Below are 19,124 nucleotides of genomic sequence, written 5' to 3' on the forward strand. Positions count from 1 at the left end.
CAGAATATTCTCATGCTAATGGTACAGCCGCTTGGTCTAAAAAACAGCTGCTCTATTTACGATCGCACATAATCAATTGCAAGCAAGACTATGCGATCGCTCGATTAATTGCTTCTTCTTGACCAACTAAAGATAGGTAAGGCTCTTTTAAATATTTCTGAGCAACAGCGATCGCATCTTTGGCACTCACCGCCGCGATCAATTCTTGAAACTTAGTGTCAAAATCAATTCCTAAGCCCAAAATTTCATACCAGCCGTATATCTGAGCAATTTGCCCATTCGTTTGTTTACCCAAGGCGTAGTGCCCCAGAATTTTATTTTTAGCAGCTTGGAGGGCGCTTTCAGATACTTCGGCGGTAGACAATAAATCTACTTCTGTATGCAGTCCCTCTAGGGCGATGCTGGTATTTTCTGGTGCTGTACCCATGTATACTACAAATGAAGCTGGAAATAGCCTTGTTGAATAAAAGGCAGATACTTCGTAAGCTAAACCGCGCTTTTCCCGTAATTCGACAAACAAGCGACTAGAAAGCCCATTTCCCAAGTAGGTACACAGCAATTTCAGTGGGGCGTAGTCAACAGAACTCACCGATGTTCCCAAATAACCGAGCATCACGATTGATTGTTGTGTCTGTACTGGCTTAATTCTTACCTGCGGTTCCACCCTAATTTCAGGTAAATTTAGTATTGGCAGTGCTTGGGCTGGCGCTTGCCAATCAGCAAAAACTTCTTCTACCAACGTGACTGCATCCGTGGGTGTGATTCTACCAGCAATACTAATTACTACATTATCTGGACGGAAATAAGTTTGGTGATACTCCACTAAATCGGCACGAGTCAAGCGGCTCATGGTGCTTTCATCTCCCAGCACTGACATGGAATATGGGTGATTTTGGTACATTACCTGCCGCATTTGCTCAAAAGCAACATTGAACGGTTGCTCTTTTTGGGAACGAATATCTTGGAGTGCTAACCGCCGTTCTAGTTCCACTTGAGTTTCAGGAAAAGTAGGCGATCGCAAAATCCGCCCTGCCAATGCTAAAATTTCCTCAAAATCGGATGTTACCGTCTTGAAAGACAGCAAAAAATAATCAGTGCCAGCATCCGCACTTAAACTTGCCCCTACAGACTCGACTTTTTCAGCAATTTCCAAACTAGAAAGTCCATCGCATCCCTTTGTCATCACTGCTGATAGCAAATGTGCTAACCCTGCTTGTTCGCGGTTTTCGTTACAACTACCAGCCCGTACAAAGATTCGCGCTGCAATAATGTCCGCAGCCGGATTTTCTGATGCCAGCACGACAATCCCATTATTCAATCCGGTGCGATGGATAGGCGATTTTTGCAGCAAGGTTGTCATTTGTTCTTTGTCATTTGTCATTTGTCCTTTGTCCTTTGTCAAAAACTAATGCCCCATGCCCAATAACTAACAGGGTTTTAAGACAGTAACCGCATAATTTTGTGGTGAGAGATACTGTTTAGCTAATTTTTGCAGTTCTTGGGCATCGAAAGACTGAATCTGCTGGGGATATGTCACAGCTAATTCAGCTTGGGCGATGGTATTGTAATAGCCATAAAGCCCTGTAAGCTGATTTGGTGTTTCGATAGAAAATGCATACTCGTTACACAGCAGTCTACGGGCACGGGCAATTTCTTGTTCGCTAATTCCTTTAGTTTGCAAATCATCTAAATGAGCGCAAATCAAGGATTCAACTTCCTCCAGATTTTCTGGTTCTAACCAGGCAGTAATTGTAAATAAACTTGATTCTCTTTGGAGAGAAAAACTACTGTAAATTCCTTGTACCAATTGCAAATCTTCTCGTAAATCACGCACTAAACGCGAAGTCCGCCCTTCTGCCAATAACACTGACAAAAAATCTAAACCATAGCTAGTACGGATATCTTCTACTCCAGGTACCAGCCACGCCATCAACAATCGCGCTTGCTCTATGCGTGGTAAACATAATTCTTGACGGTGAATTCCTGTTATGACTGGCTTTGGCACTTTCTCAAACTGCGGACAATTGGAGCGATCGGCAAAATCAGCAAATGAATGATTTACCATTTCCCAAGCTGGTTGCTGCGCTATACCCCCAGCAATTACCACTGTCATGTTTTCCGGCTGATAGTGGGCATGGTGAAAACAGCGCATTGCTTCTGGTGACTGTTGCATCAGTTCTTGCTCAGTACCCAGCACCGAACGTCCGTAAGGGTGATTTGGATAAATGCTTTGAATCAGAGTTTGGAATCCTATCCAGTCGGAATCGTCCTGACAAGAGCGAATTTCCTCTAGCACCACATCCCGTTCGCGGCTAAATTCATCTTCTGGAATTGCCGCATTGAGTAGGAGTTCTCCCAAGTAGGGTAGAGTATCTTTTAAATAAGGGGCAGCTGTAGTGAGTGAATAATGAGCATAATCATAGCTTGTCGCCGCATTACTTACGCCACCCCGGTTTTCAACTTTGGAATCGAACATTCCAGGCGGTAGCGTCGCCGTACCTTTAAAAATCATGTGTTCTAAAAAGTGCGCCATGCCAAACCACGGTTTTGGCTCTAGGCTGGCTCCAGCACGCACCCAAACATCCGCCACAACAACGGGAGTCGTGGGAATTTCTTGATGAATAAAAGTTAAACCACTCTCTAGTCGGAAGACCGAGGCTGGAAATACGGTATTAGTTAGTTGTTTTAACAATTTTTTGTAGTTTTAACCACAATTTGACGCAATTGTGTCATCTTAACTCTGAACGATACCTAATTTAGAATCAAATTATACAGATTTGAATAATTATGCGATCGCTGTTCTCTGCACTACCGAAAAATTAGACGCATTATGCGTTAAGAGGAAAATCACAAATTAGTTAAAATACTGGAATCTCAATGACAAATTCTGTTCCTTCGCCAAGCACAGAATTGCAACTCAAGTGCCCATAATGGGTTTCTTCGACAATTTGACGAGCGATCGCTAATCCTAATCCCGTTCCTTTCCCAACTTCTTTAGTTGTAAACAGGTGGTCAAAGATCCTGGCTCTAATCTCCTCTGGCATCCCCTGACCGTTATCTTTGATACGAATTACCACCATATTTTGGTCGCTGGATACTTCGGTATGAATCAATATTTGATGATGATTGGCTTGCACTTGAGCAAAAGAAAGCCCCTCACTGGATGTATCTAAAACATCAATTGCATTAGCAAGGATATTCATAAATACTTGATTTAATTGTCCTAAAAAGCACTTAACTAGTGGTAATTTTCCATATTCGGTGATGACTTCAATTGCTGGACGTTTTTCGTTAGCTTTGAGGCGATACTTCAAAATCAACAGGGTACTTTCAATCCCTTCATGGAGATTACAAGCAACTTTTTCGGCTGTATCGGCTCTGGAGAAGGTACGAAGACTGGTACTAATGTCTTCAATTCGTTCTGAAGCCACCTTCATCGAACTCACTAATTTTGGAAAGTCTTCAATCAAGAATTCTAGGTCAATTTTTTCGCCATGCTCAATGACTGCGATCGCTGGAGTGGGATAATGTTGTTTAAGCAATTGGATATGAGCGAGTAAGTCTTGAGTATATTCTTTGGCATTGTTGAGGCTGCCTTGTAAAAATCCAATAGGATTATTAATTTCATGTGCTACTCCAGCAACCAAATTGCCCAAGGTTGCCATTTTTTCACTTTGCACCCTTTGTAATTGGGCTTGCTTGAGTTCTTGTAGCGATCGCTCTAGTTGATGGGCATAATTTTGAGATTCTTGATAAAGACGGGCATTTTCTAGAGAGATCGTGGCTTGGGTGCATAGCAGTTGGATAACTTCAATGCGATCGCTCGTAAATACCCCAATTGTCAACGGATTTTCTAGATATAGCAGCCCGATGAGTTTACCCTGATTTAACATCGGCGTACACAACACACTCTTAGGTTGTTGCTGCATAAAATATGAGTCGCCGATAAAATCTGTTTGTGCTGTTGCATCATGTAGCACAACAGTTTTTAAGCTGCGTTTGACATAGTTTACCAGTGTAATGGGAATGCCCTCGCTGGTTGACAATGGTATAGATACCAGAGTGACTCCTTCGTTGATGCTGGCTATAGCTTCAACCACTAAGTCGCCCTCTTGAAGTACAAGTAAAGCAGCTTTTTGTGCCCCAGCATTTTCCATCACCACTTGCAAAAGGGTAGTGAGCAATTGCTCTAATTCAATTTCACTGGAGAGAACTTGTGAGGCTTTAAAAATAGTGGCAAAATCGAGGGCTTCAGAGATACTGCTGCTAGAAAGGTTCGTGTGGATGGTTTGATGCGGAAATGATGATGCTTCGACGGTTGAATTCAGTTGCAAGCGATGATGCTGCCCTTGTAAGATGGGAGCCAAGAGTTGGGGATAGCGTTTTTCTAAATCCTCAGTTTTGGCTTTTGCACCCCAACGAGCATAGCAGTAATAAGCTTCTTGCATATAAACTTGGGCGATTTTTTCTTTGCCCCAGTCTAGGTAAAACTTGGCAGCTAGCTCATTGCTCGAGGCTTCTTCTTGGATGTATTTATTTTCTTTCGCTAAAGAAATGGCGCGATCGTACAATTCTATTGCTGCTATTTTTTCGCCCAAAACCCGATGCCGTTCTGCTTCCACCAAATCAAATTTGTGCTGGAAATTCATCGGTGCGAATTTAGCTCGAAACTGCAATTTTTCTTGATTTTCGCTAACCTTCAAAAGTAATTGCTCCTGTTGAGACGGTTCAGCCGTTGAATAGACAGCAAGCCGAGACAAAGAATCGTAGTAGTAGAAAATAGGGACAGATATCATTCCTGCGCCACCATTGAGATATTGCTCTCCCTGATTTGCATTTTCAACTGCCGCCGGAAAATTCTCAAACAGATAACTGAGTGTTAACTTACTCAAGAAAAATATGTGGAGTGTTAATTCGTCGTTTTCTTTGATGAGCGCGGATAAAAGTTGTTCTTCTTGACAATTTTCACCAATTAGGCATTCTGGATTATCGCTATATTCGGTTAGATTTTTAATGCTTTGACAGACTATACTAGACCAGTTTAATAAACGCTGATTTTTAGCAAAATTAGACTCGTAGGCTTTAATATTTGCTAGCAAGACTTCTAAAACTTCTGTGCCACTTAAATATACATAGAATAACTTGAAAATCATGGATGCAAGCACATGAAAAAAGTCGCCTGTTTCTAATCCAATATTATGAGATTCCTGTAATAAACTAATTGAGGCACAAATATGTTGTTTATTAGATTGATTCAATGCAGCAACCTTAAATATAGTCATGCTTTGAACAGATTTTGCTTGAAATCTATCCACAAGCATTAAAGCTAACTTGCCAAATTCGTAGCCTGACTCCAGTTGATTACAAATATTAAGTACAATTCCAAAATCTGCATACCCTGGTGCAGAAAGTGGTGCATTGCCGTATTTAAGAGATAAATTCACCTCTTCACAGGCAATAATTGGGAACAGATAAGGCGCAGCCTGATGGATGGCGGGAGCGATGCTAGCCATAATCCGTAAAGCAACCAAAGCTTTGGGATCTTTCATCAATGGCAAATCAATTAAGCCCTCAATACTTCTGCCAGCCAAGGTGGAGAGCGTGTTAACTACAGATTGCTGAATGTCTGGAGGTGTTACTGATTCAGGTAATGTCACCCCAAGTTGAGCGAGAAGTTCACGCCCAATTGCGATCGCTCGCAATGGTTGACCCTGAACCTGATAAGCTTGAAGTTTAACTTCATAAACTTTCACTCTATCCAGGAAAGTGGTTGTTTCTTGGATTACAACCTGGATGAGAGATTCCATCTGGTCAAACTCGTTATTGAGAAAAGCAGCTTCGGCAGCTTCTTCGTATAAACTTCGAGTCAATTCGTAAGCGATTTCCCAACTATTAATTGTCAACAGCTGCATTCCCGAATAGAAGTAATGAATTGCTGCAACATAAGCAGTAGCTTCTTTCGCTTTTCTACCAGCATTCAGATTTAATTGAGCTAATTGTTGACGTTCAGTCGGTTGGGTAATTAGTAATATTCCTCGATTCAATTGACTGACAATCTCAAAAATTCGCTCCTCTTGCTGTGAATCAGAGGTATTTTGCAAGAGTAATTGACCAATTTTAAGATGGGTAAATTGTTTATGCTCACCTGGAATCAGAGAGTAAGCCGCTTGTTGCACTCGGTCATGCAAAAATTTATAGATGGGAACTTGGACATTGCAATTTAACGGATTTAAGTCAGAATCATGCCCATTATATTGAAAGAATTTATAAACTTCAGTAGTAGGTAAAACTAACCCTTCTTGTAAAGCTTTCCATAAAGATGCTGCCGTTTCGGTTTCCGATTGTTCAGAAACAATTGCTAAGGTTCGCAAATCAAACTGGTTGCCAATACATGCAGCTAATTTCAATACATCTTGCGTTGCTGCTGGCAACTTTTGCAATTGTAACGCTAATAATTCTACAACATCATCGGTAAGGGCAAGTGCTTTGACAGCAACAATATCACATTGCCAGTACCCTCGATCGGAATTAAAAGTAATTAGTCCATCTTCATATAATATTTTGAGAAAGTGGGTTGCAAAAAATGGATTTCCTTGAGTTTTTTGATAGACGAGTTCCGTTAGAGGTTGGGCAGTTTTATCTGAACAACTCAAGGTATCAACTACAAATTGATTTAAACTAGCTTTACTTAACGGAGCTAAAGTAATGTTGTTAATTGTGGCATTGGCTTTGCGAATCTCCGCTAAAGTCAACATCAACTGATGCGTGGTAGATACTTCATTGTTTCGATAAGCCCCAATTAAAAGTAAAGAGCCACTTCCTGATTCACTCATCAACAACTGGAGCAATTTGAGTGATGCAGAATCAGCCCACTGTAAATCATCGAGAAAAATTACTAATGGATGTTCTTTTGTAGTGAATACCTGAATGAACTTTTGGAAGAGTAAATTAAAGCGATTTTGGGCTGCACTTGGTGAAACTTCTGTTGCAGGTGGTTGTTGACCAATAATTTGTTCTAGTTCGGGAATTACCTCAAGAATGACTTGCCCCTGATCCCCCAGCATTTGTAAAATTTTATTTTTCCAAGTTGACAATTGGACATCACTTTCACTCAGTAATTGTCCCATTAAGTCTCGAAATGCCTGTACAAAAGCGGAGAAAGGAATATTACGATTAAATTGGTCAAATTTGCCTTTGATAAAGTAACCTCTCTGCCGGACAATGGGTTTATGAACCTCGTTGACCAAAGCAGTTTTACCAACACCAGAAAAACCAGCCACTAACATTAGTTCCTTCTGATTGTTGGTAACGCGGTCAAAGGCTTTGAGCAGAGTTTCAACTTCATGGTCACGACCATAGAGTTTTTCTGGGATAATAAAGCGATCGCACACATCCCGTTGAGCAATTGGGAAACTTACAATTTTGCCTGTTTCTTTGAGTTGAGCCAAACAATTTTCTAAATCATATTGCAACCCAAATGCACTCTGATAGCGGTCTTCAGCATTTTTCGCCATCAGTTTATTCACAATGGATGAGAGTACAGGCGCAATTTGCGGATTAATCTCATGTACTAAAAGCGGAAGTTTGGCAATATGACAATGTACCAATTCCATCGGATCGTGTGATTTAAATGGTAATTGCCCTGTTAATAACTCGTAAAAAGTTACACCTAGAGAATAAAAATCAGTGCGGTAATCAATCCCCCGATTCATTCGTCCAGTTTGCTCTGGAGATAAATAGCCAAGAGTTCCTTCTAACACGTTAGGACTCATCAAAATTTGAGTTTCTCGTGGCAACAGAGATGCAATACTAAAATCTATTAACTTAACTTCTTTCGTTTGGGGATTAATTAAAATATTGGCGGGTTTAATATCTTTGTGAATGACCCGATGACGAATTAGAATATCTAATGTATTGCACAGTGCGATCGCTAAAAGTAAAAACTCTTGTAGAGATGCAATATATCGCGTCTGGTCAGAGGTTAAATAATCTTTGAGAGAAATTCCCCCAAAGTCTTCCATCACTAACGCATAGCCATTCTGATAAGGTTCTAGGCTGTAGGTTTGGATGATTCCAGGTAGATTCAAATTTTTGGCGATGGTGAACTGGTTGCGAAACTGGATCAATTCACTGAAACTGGGATAAGCAGTTTTCATCAGCTTAATCACCACAGATTTTTGGTCAGTTTCTCGATTAGCGCGATAAACTAAGGTTCGAGAACCATTGTAGAGTTCTTTGCTAACATGATATCCGTAAATACTGACCATAGGGCTTAATTCTTGAGACCTTAATATCTAGGTTTCCCAAAAATATGGTAATATTTACCGTCAGTTCACTCATTTTGAAATGACAAACAAAATTGAAATAATTAAAGCTCCCAAATTCTAACTGACTTTGGGAGCTAATAATTTTAAGTTCACCGCGACGCCGTTTTACCTAAGTTTATGACCTGGGTTTATCCAGGTGGGAACCTAAATTCCTCGTTTAAAGTTTCCGGGTACATGCCCGGTATACTGCCACGAAAACAGTTGACTCCCTTGTCATTAAAGGCATAGATCAAAAAACTTGATGGCAGTCACCAACGTCGTAGTGCAACTCACTCATTATAGCTTTTCAAAAAGATGTTGTGTGTTCAACATCAAAACTTTCCGATCTATTTACCTGGATACCAGATAGATTCTATGGTGTGGGCGATATCGTTGGCGTATGCACTTGCCGATTCTTGATTCTGAGCATCTAGCAAAACAGTGACATGTCCTAACTTTCGCCCAGGACGCGATTCTGTCTTCCCGTACCAATGAACGTGCGCTTGGGGGATTTCTGCTATTTGTTGACGCTGGCTTTGGTAGTCGCTGTGAGAATTTTCATACCCCAGTAGGTTAACCATTACAGCACCAGTACACTGTAAATCTGGATTTCCTAAAGGTAAACCACAAACGGCTCGGAGGTGTTGCTCAAACTGGGAAGTTTCGCAAGCATCAATAGAAAAATGCCCAGAATTGTGGGTACGTGGTGCAATTTCATTTACCAACACTTTGCCATCAGCCTTGAGAAATAGCTCAATTCCAAAAATTCCCACCACTTCTAGGCTATTTAACAGAGTATGTGCGATCGCTTCGATTTCTGCTACTTGGTTGGGTGTAATTTCGGCTGGCGCAATCACTCGCCGACACACTTGTTGTTCTTGTTGCGTTTCTACCACTGGATAAGTGACAATTTCTCCGTCCACAGAACGAGCTGCAATTATTGCTAGTTCTCTTTCAAAAGGGACAAATTCTTCTAACAAAAAAAGTGATTTATTTAAAGGTTTTGTTGTAGTTTCATAACTTAGCTTTTGCTCTAAAGTAGCAAAATCTTTAATTATGAAAGTACCCTGACCGTCATAACCGTGGCGGCGGGCTTTGAGAACTACGGGAAAACCTAGATATTCTATTTTTGATTGGAGATTTTCTACCTCGTCAAGGGCGAAAAATTGAGGAACTGGTAATCCCAAATCTCGTAAATAGCAGCGTTGATGATACTTATCTAAAAGAGGAGCTAAAGCTTCTAATTTGGGGCGGAAACAAACACCTTTCTTTGATAAAAGAGATAAAGCTTGCAGGTTCACAAATTCATTTTCAAAGGTGATGACATTGCATTTTTGAGCTAATGTTTCCGTAGCACTTGCATCATCAACTGGTGCAAAAACAGTTTCCTGAGCGATAGACACGGCCGGATCGTGAACGCTTGGAGTTTGTACTACTAATTCTACTCCTAGTTTCTGTGCTGCATCCGCCATCATCCAGGCAAGTTGTCCGCCACCAATTACACCAACACGTTTCATTGACATCCTAAAGAATCACGAGTTTGCACGCCTGTTTTGGAATTCACACCACTGGCTTTCTGGCACAGTTCTTTGATTTGCGCTCTATCCAAAATTGCATCTGTAAAATCTGCACCGTCTATATTCACATCATTAAAGATGGCACGGAGCAAAAGAGCTTCTTTGAAAACTGCATCGCTCAAATCGGCCTTAGTCAAGTTTACCTGATCGACCATTGCATTAGTTAAATCCGCTCCGTGGAGATTTGCTTTTGTCATCACCGAAGCACTCATGACTGCTCCCCGCAAATCAGCGTTTGAAAAGTTAGCTAGTTCCATATTGGCGTTAGAAAACTCCGCAGCTTGCAAACTGTCACCAGAAAAATCACGTCTTGACAACTCTGCATTACTAAATGACAGTGGATGAGTCCAGCTTACTGCCAGTGCAGGATTAGCCACGCACCATATAATAATTCCTAGTAGGAACGCCAAGCATTGCCGCCAAAATATGCTGAGAGTCAATTTGGTGTTTAATTGCTGCATTTAATTACTGTATTTGAATATTAGCAGGGCTGACTGATTCTAATTGAGACTCGCAGCCTTGCTACTGGATTTGAGGGATGTGTATTTCCCTTGCTTAATATTTTGTAACGCAAAAACGACAGATGCGACTCTTAAAATCTCTGCGTCTCTTTTGCCTCTGCTGTTTAAAAGTATTTTATTGAACCACAGAGGCGCAGAGAAGCCAGTGCGTTGGGGGGGTTTCCCCGTTGTAGCACCTGGCGCAACACAGAGAAAAGAGGAATTGTTGTCCAGCTTGAAAGAGCTAGTGATGAGTTTAAATTTCTGATTGGGGAGTTATGACTGAATTATTGTATTTGAAGAATTACGAGTTAAAAGACCATCTTCCATTTCTACGATGCGATCGGCTATGTCTAAAATGCGGTTGTCGTGTGTCACTAATAAGATAGTGGTTCCCTGATTTTTGGCTAGACTTTGCATTATTTCGACAACATCGCGTCCTGATTGTTTGTCTAATGCTGCTGTTGGTTCGTCTGCCAGTACTAAAGGGGGACGATTGACTAAGGCGCGTGCGATCGCAATTCTTTGTTTTTGTCCACCAGAAAGATTGTCTGGATAGTAATCAACTCGTTCTTCTAGACCAACTGACCCCAGCATAGCTTTTGATTTAGCCACTGCTTCTGTTTGAGAAATATTATCATTCAACTCTACCGCCATCTGCACATTTTGCTTTGCAGTCAAGAACCCTAGCAAATTGTGAGCTTGGAAAATATAACCAATGTTGCGTCGCATTTGTACCAGTTTGTTTTGACTGACACCAACGAGTTCTTCACCTAAAAATTTCAAACTTCCCTCTTGTACAGACCGCAAACCACCAATTAAGCTCAGTAATGTGGTTTTCCCTGAACCTGATGGCCCGGTCATAATTACAATCTCACCTGAATAAATTTCTAGATTGATGTCAAATAATATCTGTTTTTTCAGTGCGCCTTTGCCATAGTAATGATTGAGATTTTTAATGGCAATTACAGGTTCTTTTTCTATCATATTTTTGTGAGTTATAAGTTAGGATTTCCAAAATGTAACTGGAAGTTGAATGAGAAATTAGGTTTTATTAACCATCAATCATAAGCTTTGTTTATTAATAACAAGCCTTAATTAAGATTGAATTAATTAAAAGATATCTGCTGGATCCGCGGAACGTAATTTGCGGACTGCGATCGCGCCGGAAATAATACACATTAGCATAGTCAAAATCAATACCATTACGGCACGATCAAAACTCATGAAAACTGGTAAGAGCGTTGCATCTCTGGCACTGCTATACATAAATAATGAAAAAACAATTCCAGGGAAATAGCCTAATACTGCTAACAGTAAAGCCTCTTGAAGAATAACCATTAACAAATAATTTTGTGTATAACCTATTGCCTTGAGAGTAGCGTACTCGGCTAAGTGATCTGCAACTTCTGTATAAAGAATTTGATAAACAATCACAGTTCCTACAATGAAACCCATAACAGTCCCTAATGTAAAAATAAAGCCAATAGCTGTACTATTTGCCCAATAATTTCTCTCAAAATCAATAAATTCTTGCTTGGTTAAAACATTTACCTCTTTAGGTAAATACTTTCGTAATTCTTGGGTAACAACTTCAGCATCTGCTCCTGGCTTTAATCTAATTAGCCCAATATCAATTAATCCTGGTTGACGATTACTGAATATTCGCAGAAAGTTAACATCACTTGTAATTAAATTTCCATCTGCGCCGAATGATGCACCTAATGTAAATAGTCCCCCTACTTTAATTTGCCGCCTTCGTACTTCTGCTGTTACGGTCTTTCCTTGGTCATAATTAGCAGCAATGGGCCCATATTCTACCCTAGAAGAACGGTCAAATAGAACTACATCAGGCAGTTTAAGTTTATCTAAATTTTCCTGAACGCCAGGTAAGTTAACTATATTAGTTTCTGGGTTCATTCCAAATATCAGGATACTACGAGGACGACCTGTTATAGGATTCTTCCAGATTGTAAAGTCCAAATATATAGGATGTACTGATTGGACTGCGGGTAAATCTAAAGCTTTATATAACCGTCTTTGAGAAAAGCTCCTCATTGCCAGAACAGCACTAGACTGACTGTTAATTAAAACAATATCGCCCTGCAAGCTGTTATGAAATCGAACGTTACTATAATACAAAGCATCTCGGAAGCCGAGTTGCATAAACATCAAGATATCAGCAAAGGCAATTCCTGCCAAAGCTACAGCTAGGCGAGTTTTTTCTCTTGTTAGTTGTAGCCACGACAGAGGTATTTTTTGATTCATTTTATATGCATCCCAGCACAGTTAGCAGTTACAAGAGAATGTCAGAATTAAAAATTATTTATGTCTGGCTTTGCCGTCTAAGTTATGTACCTCAGTTAATTACAATCTGCTGTAATTTATCAGAGATTATTTATAAAGTTTTTAAAATGGATAAAACAGCCTAATGAAGAAGATTACCAATCCAAAATATCAAATCACAAATTGGTAATACTGTTCACCTCTAACTTGATTAGTTATTAATTTCGACAACAACTTTAGCGTAAGTTAAACCAGAAACTTTCTGGCTATCTTCTGAAGGCAGAGCAATTTTCACTTCTACAACTCTGGCATCAACATCTGCTGCTGGATCTGTATTCAGCACGTCTTTTTTACCAATTTTTCTGCCAATTTCAGTGACAGTTCCCTTTAATTCGCCGCTAAATGCTCCATTATCGCTACTGATAGTGGCGTTTTGACCAATACGCACTTTACCAATGCTGTCTTCAGGGACTTCAGCAATCACATACATTTGGCTGGTTTGTCCAATTTCAGCAATGCCATTTGCACCTATGGCTTCGCCTGACTTGGTGTAAACCTTTAAAATTTCTCCAGCGATTGGTGCTTGAACGTAACTTAACCTTAGTTCTGCTTCGGCTTTTCTGACATTTGCGATCGCATTACTAACTTGAGCTTGCGCTACTTGCACATCGGTAGGACTCACATCCATTATCCTGCTCAGTTTGGCCTTTTCTTCATCGATTTGTCTTTGCAAAGTTGCTAAAGTCTTGTCACGGTTAACTTTGGCTTCGATTAGCTGCTGTTGCAAAGTTGCTAAATTTTGTATTTGGTTAGCTCTAGCCTCAGCAAGTTGCTGTCGTACAGTTGCTAATGTCTGCTTGAGGGTAGCTTGGCTTTCAGCCACCTGCTGATTAGCAGTTACTGCATTCAAACGTCTACTATCCCGCTCTTGCTGAGAAATCGCACCTTCTTTGTATAAAAAATCATAGCGCCCAGCATCAACTTGGGCATTGCGCTGTTGGGCTTTAATCCGTGTAAGCGTTGCTCTCAGAGTTTCTCTTTGCCCACTCAGTTCAGCTTCTAGGCGATTTACTGTTGCTTGTTGAACGAGTTTATCTCCACTTAACTGGGCTGCAATCCGCGCGATCGTTGCTTGTTGACCATCCCTTTCGCCAATAAACTGCGCTTGTAAGCGAGCAACAACTGCTCTTTGAGCTTGAATATCTCTTGGAGATCCGGCCCTAACTTGCGCTAAATTCGCACGGGATTCTTGTACTTTGGCTTTCGCCTCTTCTAGTCCGGCTATTTGGGTATCGCGGTTATCCAAAATTGCTACAATTTGGCCTTGCTTTACCTGTTCACCCTCTCTCACCAGAAGTTGCTGAATTCGTGATGATGGCGCTAATCCCGATGATGGGGCGGATAATTTAACAACTTCGCCTCGCGGTTCCAAACGCCCTACAGCACTAATGCTATTGGTAGATGGCATTACGGGTGCGGGTGTAGAGAGTTTTTTCAGCTGCTCAATTTTCGCTGTACCTAGTATCCCAGCCGCGATTACTACTGGCACAGCTACAGCGATACCCCACCAAATCTTAGGTTGTTCTTGATTAAGTGCCTGCTCAGTTGGCTTTGGCTTTTCAGTCACCCTTGACATAGTATGTTGCCCGTTTACCTGAATTGTGCTGATGGAAGTAAAATAAAAGGGTTTTTAATCAACAGCCAGCTGCTTTAGGACAAACAACAGTGGTTTAAAGCTGGGTATGGCTTAAAATCCATTGCCTAATGGAACGCTCAACACTATGGCTTTACAAAATGGTGTTTTCTATAGCGATGTCTTCTTTTGTATGCAACACACTGACCTCTCTGCTTTTAGCCTACGGTGTACACACAAGTCTGAAAATAGCTGCTGACTAACCAAGGTTTTACCCCACCCTAACCCTCGCCGATATATTGGGGAGGGAATTAGATTTTGTGTTTCCCCCAATAAACGGGGGGATTAAGGGGGGGAAATCCGACTTGTGTGTACACCGCAGCTGCTTTTAGGAGAGAGGCTTTGAGGCTTACTCCCCAACGCTAGCAGGGAAAGGGCTGGAGGGTTAGGTATGTATTGAAACCAAGAAGCGCTATAGTAGCTGGCTATTCAATAACTCTGAGTATTATTGAGACATGAGTGCAATGGGAATTAGCAGAATTCACAAGCAGGATGAATCTAGATGTAGAGACGGTACATATCACATTTCTACACAAAATTCCAAATTGGTATGATGCGGTACTGTACTGCTACATTCACTACGACTACAGTTAGTCACAAAATTGAAAAGAAACATCAAAAATAGACTGTTGCCTTTTTTGGATACAATCTTGCTACAAAAGTTAGTCTTTCTTAAGTCAATCAACGATTAACTAACTAAAAAATATCTGTCAACTTGAGCATTCCTAACATCAGAGTTTCCTTAACTTTCTGGTCAATGAATTAGCAGAGCTAGTTGCTTGCACCTACCAAGACAACAAACCATTTTGTGATATTTGCTTCAAAGACCTGACTATTTTCCCTGTTGCTATTTTGGGACTCCATTAAACTCTCGTTGAATGAATTCTACATTTATCTGTTATGCGAAAACGTAACAGAACCTACAGATAGGTGAGATGGGAAGATGATTAAGTTGGGAGATCGAATAAAACTGTGGTCATATAATTTTCTGCCCAAGCTGGCCCAAAGGCTTTTTCTAGTACGCGACGGGTTTTATCGTTTTGCTGCTGTTTGGTACAGTAGTTGTGTTGTCCGGCGAGATTTTGTGTAACTTGTTCAACTGAAACAGGATGTGAAGCGATCGCTTGGGTACAATGAATGTCTAAAAAGTCTCGCACCCGCGATAGAAACATTGCTTCTTCTTCTGGGGAACTGGGGCGCACAAAGATGCAAAAATCTGAAAAAATATTTCCCCATTCTGGTAATTCACGGGGTTGGGAAAAGTTAAGCACTTTTAGCTGTGTCAGTGCTGTAGTATAAGATTCTGGTAAGGTGCGCTCTGCTTGGATAGGAGAAAGGTCTGCGATCGCTGCACTAATTTGACCTCTACCCCCAACTAAATCGCAACCAAACATCGGTAGGTTGTATTCTGGACGGGGAAACATGACGCAGTGCAAAATATCCAGCATATTTCCGATTTTCGCCAGTTCTAAGTGCATTTTCCGAAACTGGGGCGTTTGATAGCAGCGATTCTCAATCGTCAGTTTTTCACCTTCAAGTCTACCTTCTACATACCCCAACTCATCAGGCAAATGGTAGGGCGATAAATCCAGGTGCTGATGCCAAGCTGCCTCAATACAATCAGCTAGCTGACGAATTAGGGGATGTTGTTGCTCACGCAGCGAGGGCATAGAAGTAAATGACATAAGCTAGTTGGGAATGCGATCTAATGCCCAGTCTACAACCTGTCGTGCCACACCTGTTGTAGTCTGCAATATAAGCAAACACTTGCACCCAGCCAACGTAAAGTTATACGACAGATGCTTTTCACAAAGATTATTTATTTTGTAGTCTAGATTACAGAAATAATTTTAAATTAGCCCATTTCTGGAGGCTAATAGAAAGCTATGAAACTAGATTCTCGGAGACCAGATTTTGCTGTGCAACCAAGAAGGCAGAATCTGGAAGGTTTTCAGCAGTTAAGGGCTTCTATTTGGGTGAAACTTTTGTTACTTCCCAACCCCTTTAGTTTTGACGAAGCACTTTTATTGTGTCCGGTTTCAGATGATGAATGGCTAGCCTGGATTCCAGATCATGGAGAGGCAATACTTAATATCAGGCAATTTAGTTATTAGTCATTGGTAATTTGTCATTCGACAGAAGACGATTGCCAAAAATCTGTGGCATCGTATCCCAGTTCTGCGAGCATCTGCCGCAACAGGGGTAAACTGAGTCCGATTACATTGGTGTGACAGCCTTCAATTTTTTCGACAAAGAAACTACCAAAACCTTCAATTGCAAAGGCTCCAGCACACTTTAAGGGTTCACCAGTGGCAACATAAGCAAGAATTGCGCGATCGCTCATTTGAGCAAAATAAACTCTTGTAACTTGAGACTTGACTATTGTGCGGTTTTGGTTTGTGTCAATTAATATGTGACCTGTGTACAAATCGCCAAAGTTACCTTGCATTATCTGCCAACGAGCGATCGCTTCAGCAATGTCTGCTGGTTTACCGTAAATTTCACCATTCATAAACAAAACTGAATCACAACCCATAATCAAAGCCGATTCAAACTGTGGGGCTACAGTTTCCGCCTTATATTGGGCAAGGGTTTTGACCAATTCTGCTGGTTCACTTAATTGGATTTGCGACTCATCAAAGTCACTAGCTTGAACTATCGGTTCAATACCAACAGTTTGCAGCAAGCGGCGACGGGCTGGCGAAGCTGAAGCAAGTACAAAAGGTGGAATTTTCATAAGATTTATAAAAAACTTGTTAATTGGGTATTGGGCATGGGGCATTGGGTATGGGGCATTGGCATTAGTTATTCACCTTGTCCCCTCATCCCCCATTTCCAATTCCCAATTAATAAACAGAAAAAGAATTTACAACCTCATCAATCATTCCTTTAACTCTTGGCCAACGTTTTTCAGGAATTGAGGCGTTGAGGGTAAAAACTTTACCACGGCTTACAGCGACGCTGGCGATGTTGTGCCGTTCCTGTTTATTGGGAAGTTTAACCTCATACTCTAAAAGGTAATATGTTTTACCGTCTACTTCTCGCTGTGCGGCATTAACTAATTCAGCCGAACGACCAGAATCGGGAGGCGCAAGAGCAGCTTTTCCTAACTTATATCCTACTTCTGTTGGCGTTCCCAATTCTGACAAAGTTTTGCCTTCTGGAACTGGGCTAATCACAACAGAAACATTTTCAGACACCTCAATCAAATCGTGGAAAACCACATCAGGGCCGTTAGCAACTTTAACTTGCAGCCAACCGTTAGGATATAAAAACTGATAGCCATCATTAGAGTCTATAAAGGTTTTGAGTCCAGCCGCAGCCGCTACATCAGAATTACTTAGGCTAAAACTCAATACCAATAGCAAAATTAATACAATTCGTTTCCACATTTATACAGATTCCTTTGGGCTGGAGACAACACCAGGCTTGGATAGTTTGTCGTTATTATTCTCCCACCAACAGGGACGCTTCGGATAAGGCATTAGATTTTGGCAAATACTCTCTGGTGTATCACCTTACTGATGAAGCGGTGTGAAATTATTGCCCTTGCCTCTTTTTTCATCCATCTTTCTTGACTAGAAACTCACTCAGTGTAAACTTTTAGATACACGGTATAATTTATTGGGTCTTGCAAGAGGTCTATTTTATCGAAAACAGCAACATGGCTCTGTGGCGACTTAACTATCATCTTATTAGGGTAATAAAACAGGGACAGCCACTAATTGTCTGCGAATATGAAACTCAATTTTACGGTTATATGTTTGGCAAAATCTTCTATGTTTAATCTACTTAAATACGTTGCTTTTTTTATTATTACTACCTATATACTATTTGCTTGCCATGCTTGGACACCAACTGAATCCAAACGTCCTCCCTTGAAAGTTATACATGGATCTTTTGTTGGAGAGTATCCAGGTATCATTGCTCAAGAAAAAGGATTCTTCAAAGCCCAAGGTGTAGATGTGGAAATAATTTATAAACTATACACAAAATTAGAACAAGCAAACTTCAGCGCAGGTAAGTATGATGGTATTTCATTATCTTTAGGAAGTTTTATCATCTTGAGTGCCACAAATCCAGATATACAAAGCGTGCTAGTTATAGATGAATCAACAGGAGGAGATGTGGTAGTCGCTCAATCAAAAATTAAAACCGTCGCTGACTTGAAAGGGAAAAAACTAGGCGCAAATCTAGGCGGTTTTAGTGAAGTTTTCGTGACTGAGATGTTTAAAAGTGCTAACTTAACCAGCGATGATGTGAAGTTGGTTAAATTAGAAGCTTTAGAAATTCCTCAAGGACTGAAAAATAATGTTATTCAAGCCGGACACACTTGGGAACCTCATCTTTCTAAAGTTATTAAATTAGGAGGACATATCATATTTACCAGCAAACAAACTCCTGGCTTGATTGTAGATATGATTATTTTTCGCGGTGATACAGTCCGCGATCGCCCCGAAGACATTCGTGCATTTGTGCGAGGATGGCTGCAAGCCTCGGCCTACTGGAAAGCAAATGTTCAAGAAGGAAATGCAATCGTCAGCAAAGCGTTAAAAATTCCTACCAGTACACTTTCTTTAGATGGAGTAAACTTAACTGATTTAGGTGAAAATCAACAATTATTTCAATCTAGTAACCCTAATTCCATTTACAAAACTGCCAAGATATATGCAGATTTTTTTATTCGTGCTGGAAACGTGACGCGCATTCCTGAGCTAAAAAGTTTGTTTAATTCTTCTTTCTTGAACCCTGCTTCCTAATT

The 19,124-nt window shown here is 40.7% G+C and carries 13 protein-coding genes and 1 other RNA gene; 2 read left to right on the forward strand and 12 right to left on the reverse strand.

The window, feature by feature from the left end; genetic code table 11:
• Nucleotides 1–88: 88 nt before the first annotated feature.
• The 10 genes from V7K42_RS23675 to V7K42_RS23720 form a co-directional block, all read right to left on the reverse strand.
• Nucleotides 89–1,360 (reverse strand): M16 family metallopeptidase, encoded by a 1,272-nt coding sequence (locus V7K42_RS23675; protein ID WP_334919742.1) that lies wholly within the window; start codon nt 1,358–1,360, stop codon nt 89–91.
• A gap of 66 nt (nt 1,361–1,426) precedes the next feature.
• Entirely contained in the window at nt 1,427–2,692 is a 1,266-nt protein-coding gene (locus tag V7K42_RS23680; protein ID WP_334919720.1) for a M16 family metallopeptidase, read from the reverse strand.
• A 166-nt stretch (nt 2,693–2,858) separates the two neighbouring features.
• Nucleotides 2,859–8,267 carry a trifunctional serine/threonine-protein kinase/ATP-binding protein/sensor histidine kinase gene (locus tag V7K42_RS23685; RefSeq protein ID WP_334919721.1) on the reverse strand — a complete coding sequence of 1,803 codons (5,409 nt, stop codon included), beginning with the start codon at nt 8,265–8,267 and terminating at the stop codon, nt 2,859–2,861.
• A 145-nt stretch (nt 8,268–8,412) separates the two neighbouring features.
• A non-coding RNA gene (gene ssrS, locus V7K42_RS23690) (6S RNA) lies at nt 8,413–8,596 on the reverse strand.
• Nucleotides 8,597–8,653: 57 nt separating this feature from the next.
• Nucleotides 8,654–9,823 (reverse strand): 5-(carboxyamino)imidazole ribonucleotide synthase, encoded by a 1,170-nt coding sequence (locus V7K42_RS23695; protein WP_334919743.1) that lies wholly within the window; start codon nt 9,821–9,823, stop codon nt 8,654–8,656.
• Nucleotides 9,820–10,344, reverse strand: coding sequence for a pentapeptide repeat-containing protein (locus V7K42_RS23700; protein ID WP_334919722.1), 525 nt, complete (start codon nt 10,342–10,344; stop codon nt 9,820–9,822). The genes V7K42_RS23695 and V7K42_RS23700 overlap by 4 nt, the downstream gene beginning before the upstream one ends.
• Before the next feature lie 315 nt (nt 10,345–10,659).
• Nucleotides 10,660–11,370 (reverse strand): DevA family ABC transporter ATP-binding protein, encoded by a 711-nt coding sequence (locus V7K42_RS23705; RefSeq protein WP_334919723.1) that lies wholly within the window; start codon nt 11,368–11,370, stop codon nt 10,660–10,662.
• Nucleotides 11,371–11,496: 126 nt separating this feature from the next.
• Nucleotides 11,497–12,651, reverse strand: coding sequence for an ABC transporter permease DevC (devC, locus tag V7K42_RS23710; protein ID WP_334919724.1), 1,155 nt, complete (start codon nt 12,649–12,651; stop codon nt 11,497–11,499).
• A 229-nt stretch (nt 12,652–12,880) separates the two neighbouring features.
• Nucleotides 12,881–14,305 carry an HlyD family efflux transporter periplasmic adaptor subunit gene (locus V7K42_RS23715; RefSeq protein WP_334919725.1) on the reverse strand — a complete coding sequence of 475 codons (1,425 nt, stop codon included), beginning with the start codon at nt 14,303–14,305 and terminating at the stop codon, nt 12,881–12,883.
• A 1,004-nt stretch (nt 14,306–15,309) separates the two neighbouring features.
• Nucleotides 15,310–16,047, reverse strand: coding sequence for a phycocyanobilin:ferredoxin oxidoreductase (locus tag V7K42_RS23720; protein WP_334919726.1), 738 nt, complete (start codon nt 16,045–16,047; stop codon nt 15,310–15,312).
• Nucleotides 16,048–16,248: 201 nt separating this feature from the next.
• Here V7K42_RS23720 and V7K42_RS23725 point away from each other — a divergent pair, with 201 nt between their 5' ends.
• Nucleotides 16,249–16,476 carry a hypothetical protein gene (locus V7K42_RS23725; protein WP_334919727.1) on the forward strand — a complete coding sequence of 76 codons (228 nt, stop codon included), beginning with the start codon at nt 16,249–16,251 and terminating at the stop codon, nt 16,474–16,476.
• Between the two features lie 14 nt (nt 16,477–16,490).
• Here the strand turns inward: V7K42_RS23725 and V7K42_RS23730 are convergent, their stop codons facing one another.
• Nucleotides 16,491–17,099, reverse strand: coding sequence for a Maf family protein (locus V7K42_RS23730; RefSeq protein ID WP_334919728.1), 609 nt, complete (start codon nt 17,097–17,099; stop codon nt 16,491–16,493).
• Between the two features lie 109 nt (nt 17,100–17,208).
• Entirely contained in the window at nt 17,209–17,754 is a 546-nt protein-coding gene (gene psbP, locus V7K42_RS23735) for a photosystem II reaction center PsbP (protein WP_334919729.1), read from the reverse strand.
• A 387-nt stretch (nt 17,755–18,141) separates the two neighbouring features.
• Between psbP and V7K42_RS23740 the strand changes: the two genes are divergently transcribed.
• Nucleotides 18,142–19,122 carry an ABC transporter substrate-binding protein gene (locus tag V7K42_RS23740; RefSeq protein ID WP_334919730.1) on the forward strand — a complete coding sequence of 327 codons (981 nt, stop codon included), beginning with the start codon at nt 18,142–18,144 and terminating at the stop codon, nt 19,120–19,122.
• Nucleotides 19,123–19,124 lie beyond the last annotated feature (2 nt).

The organism is Nostoc sp., assembly GCF_036917455.1.
Classification (GTDB): Bacteria; Cyanobacteriota; Cyanobacteriia; order Cyanobacteriales; family Nostocaceae; genus Nostoc.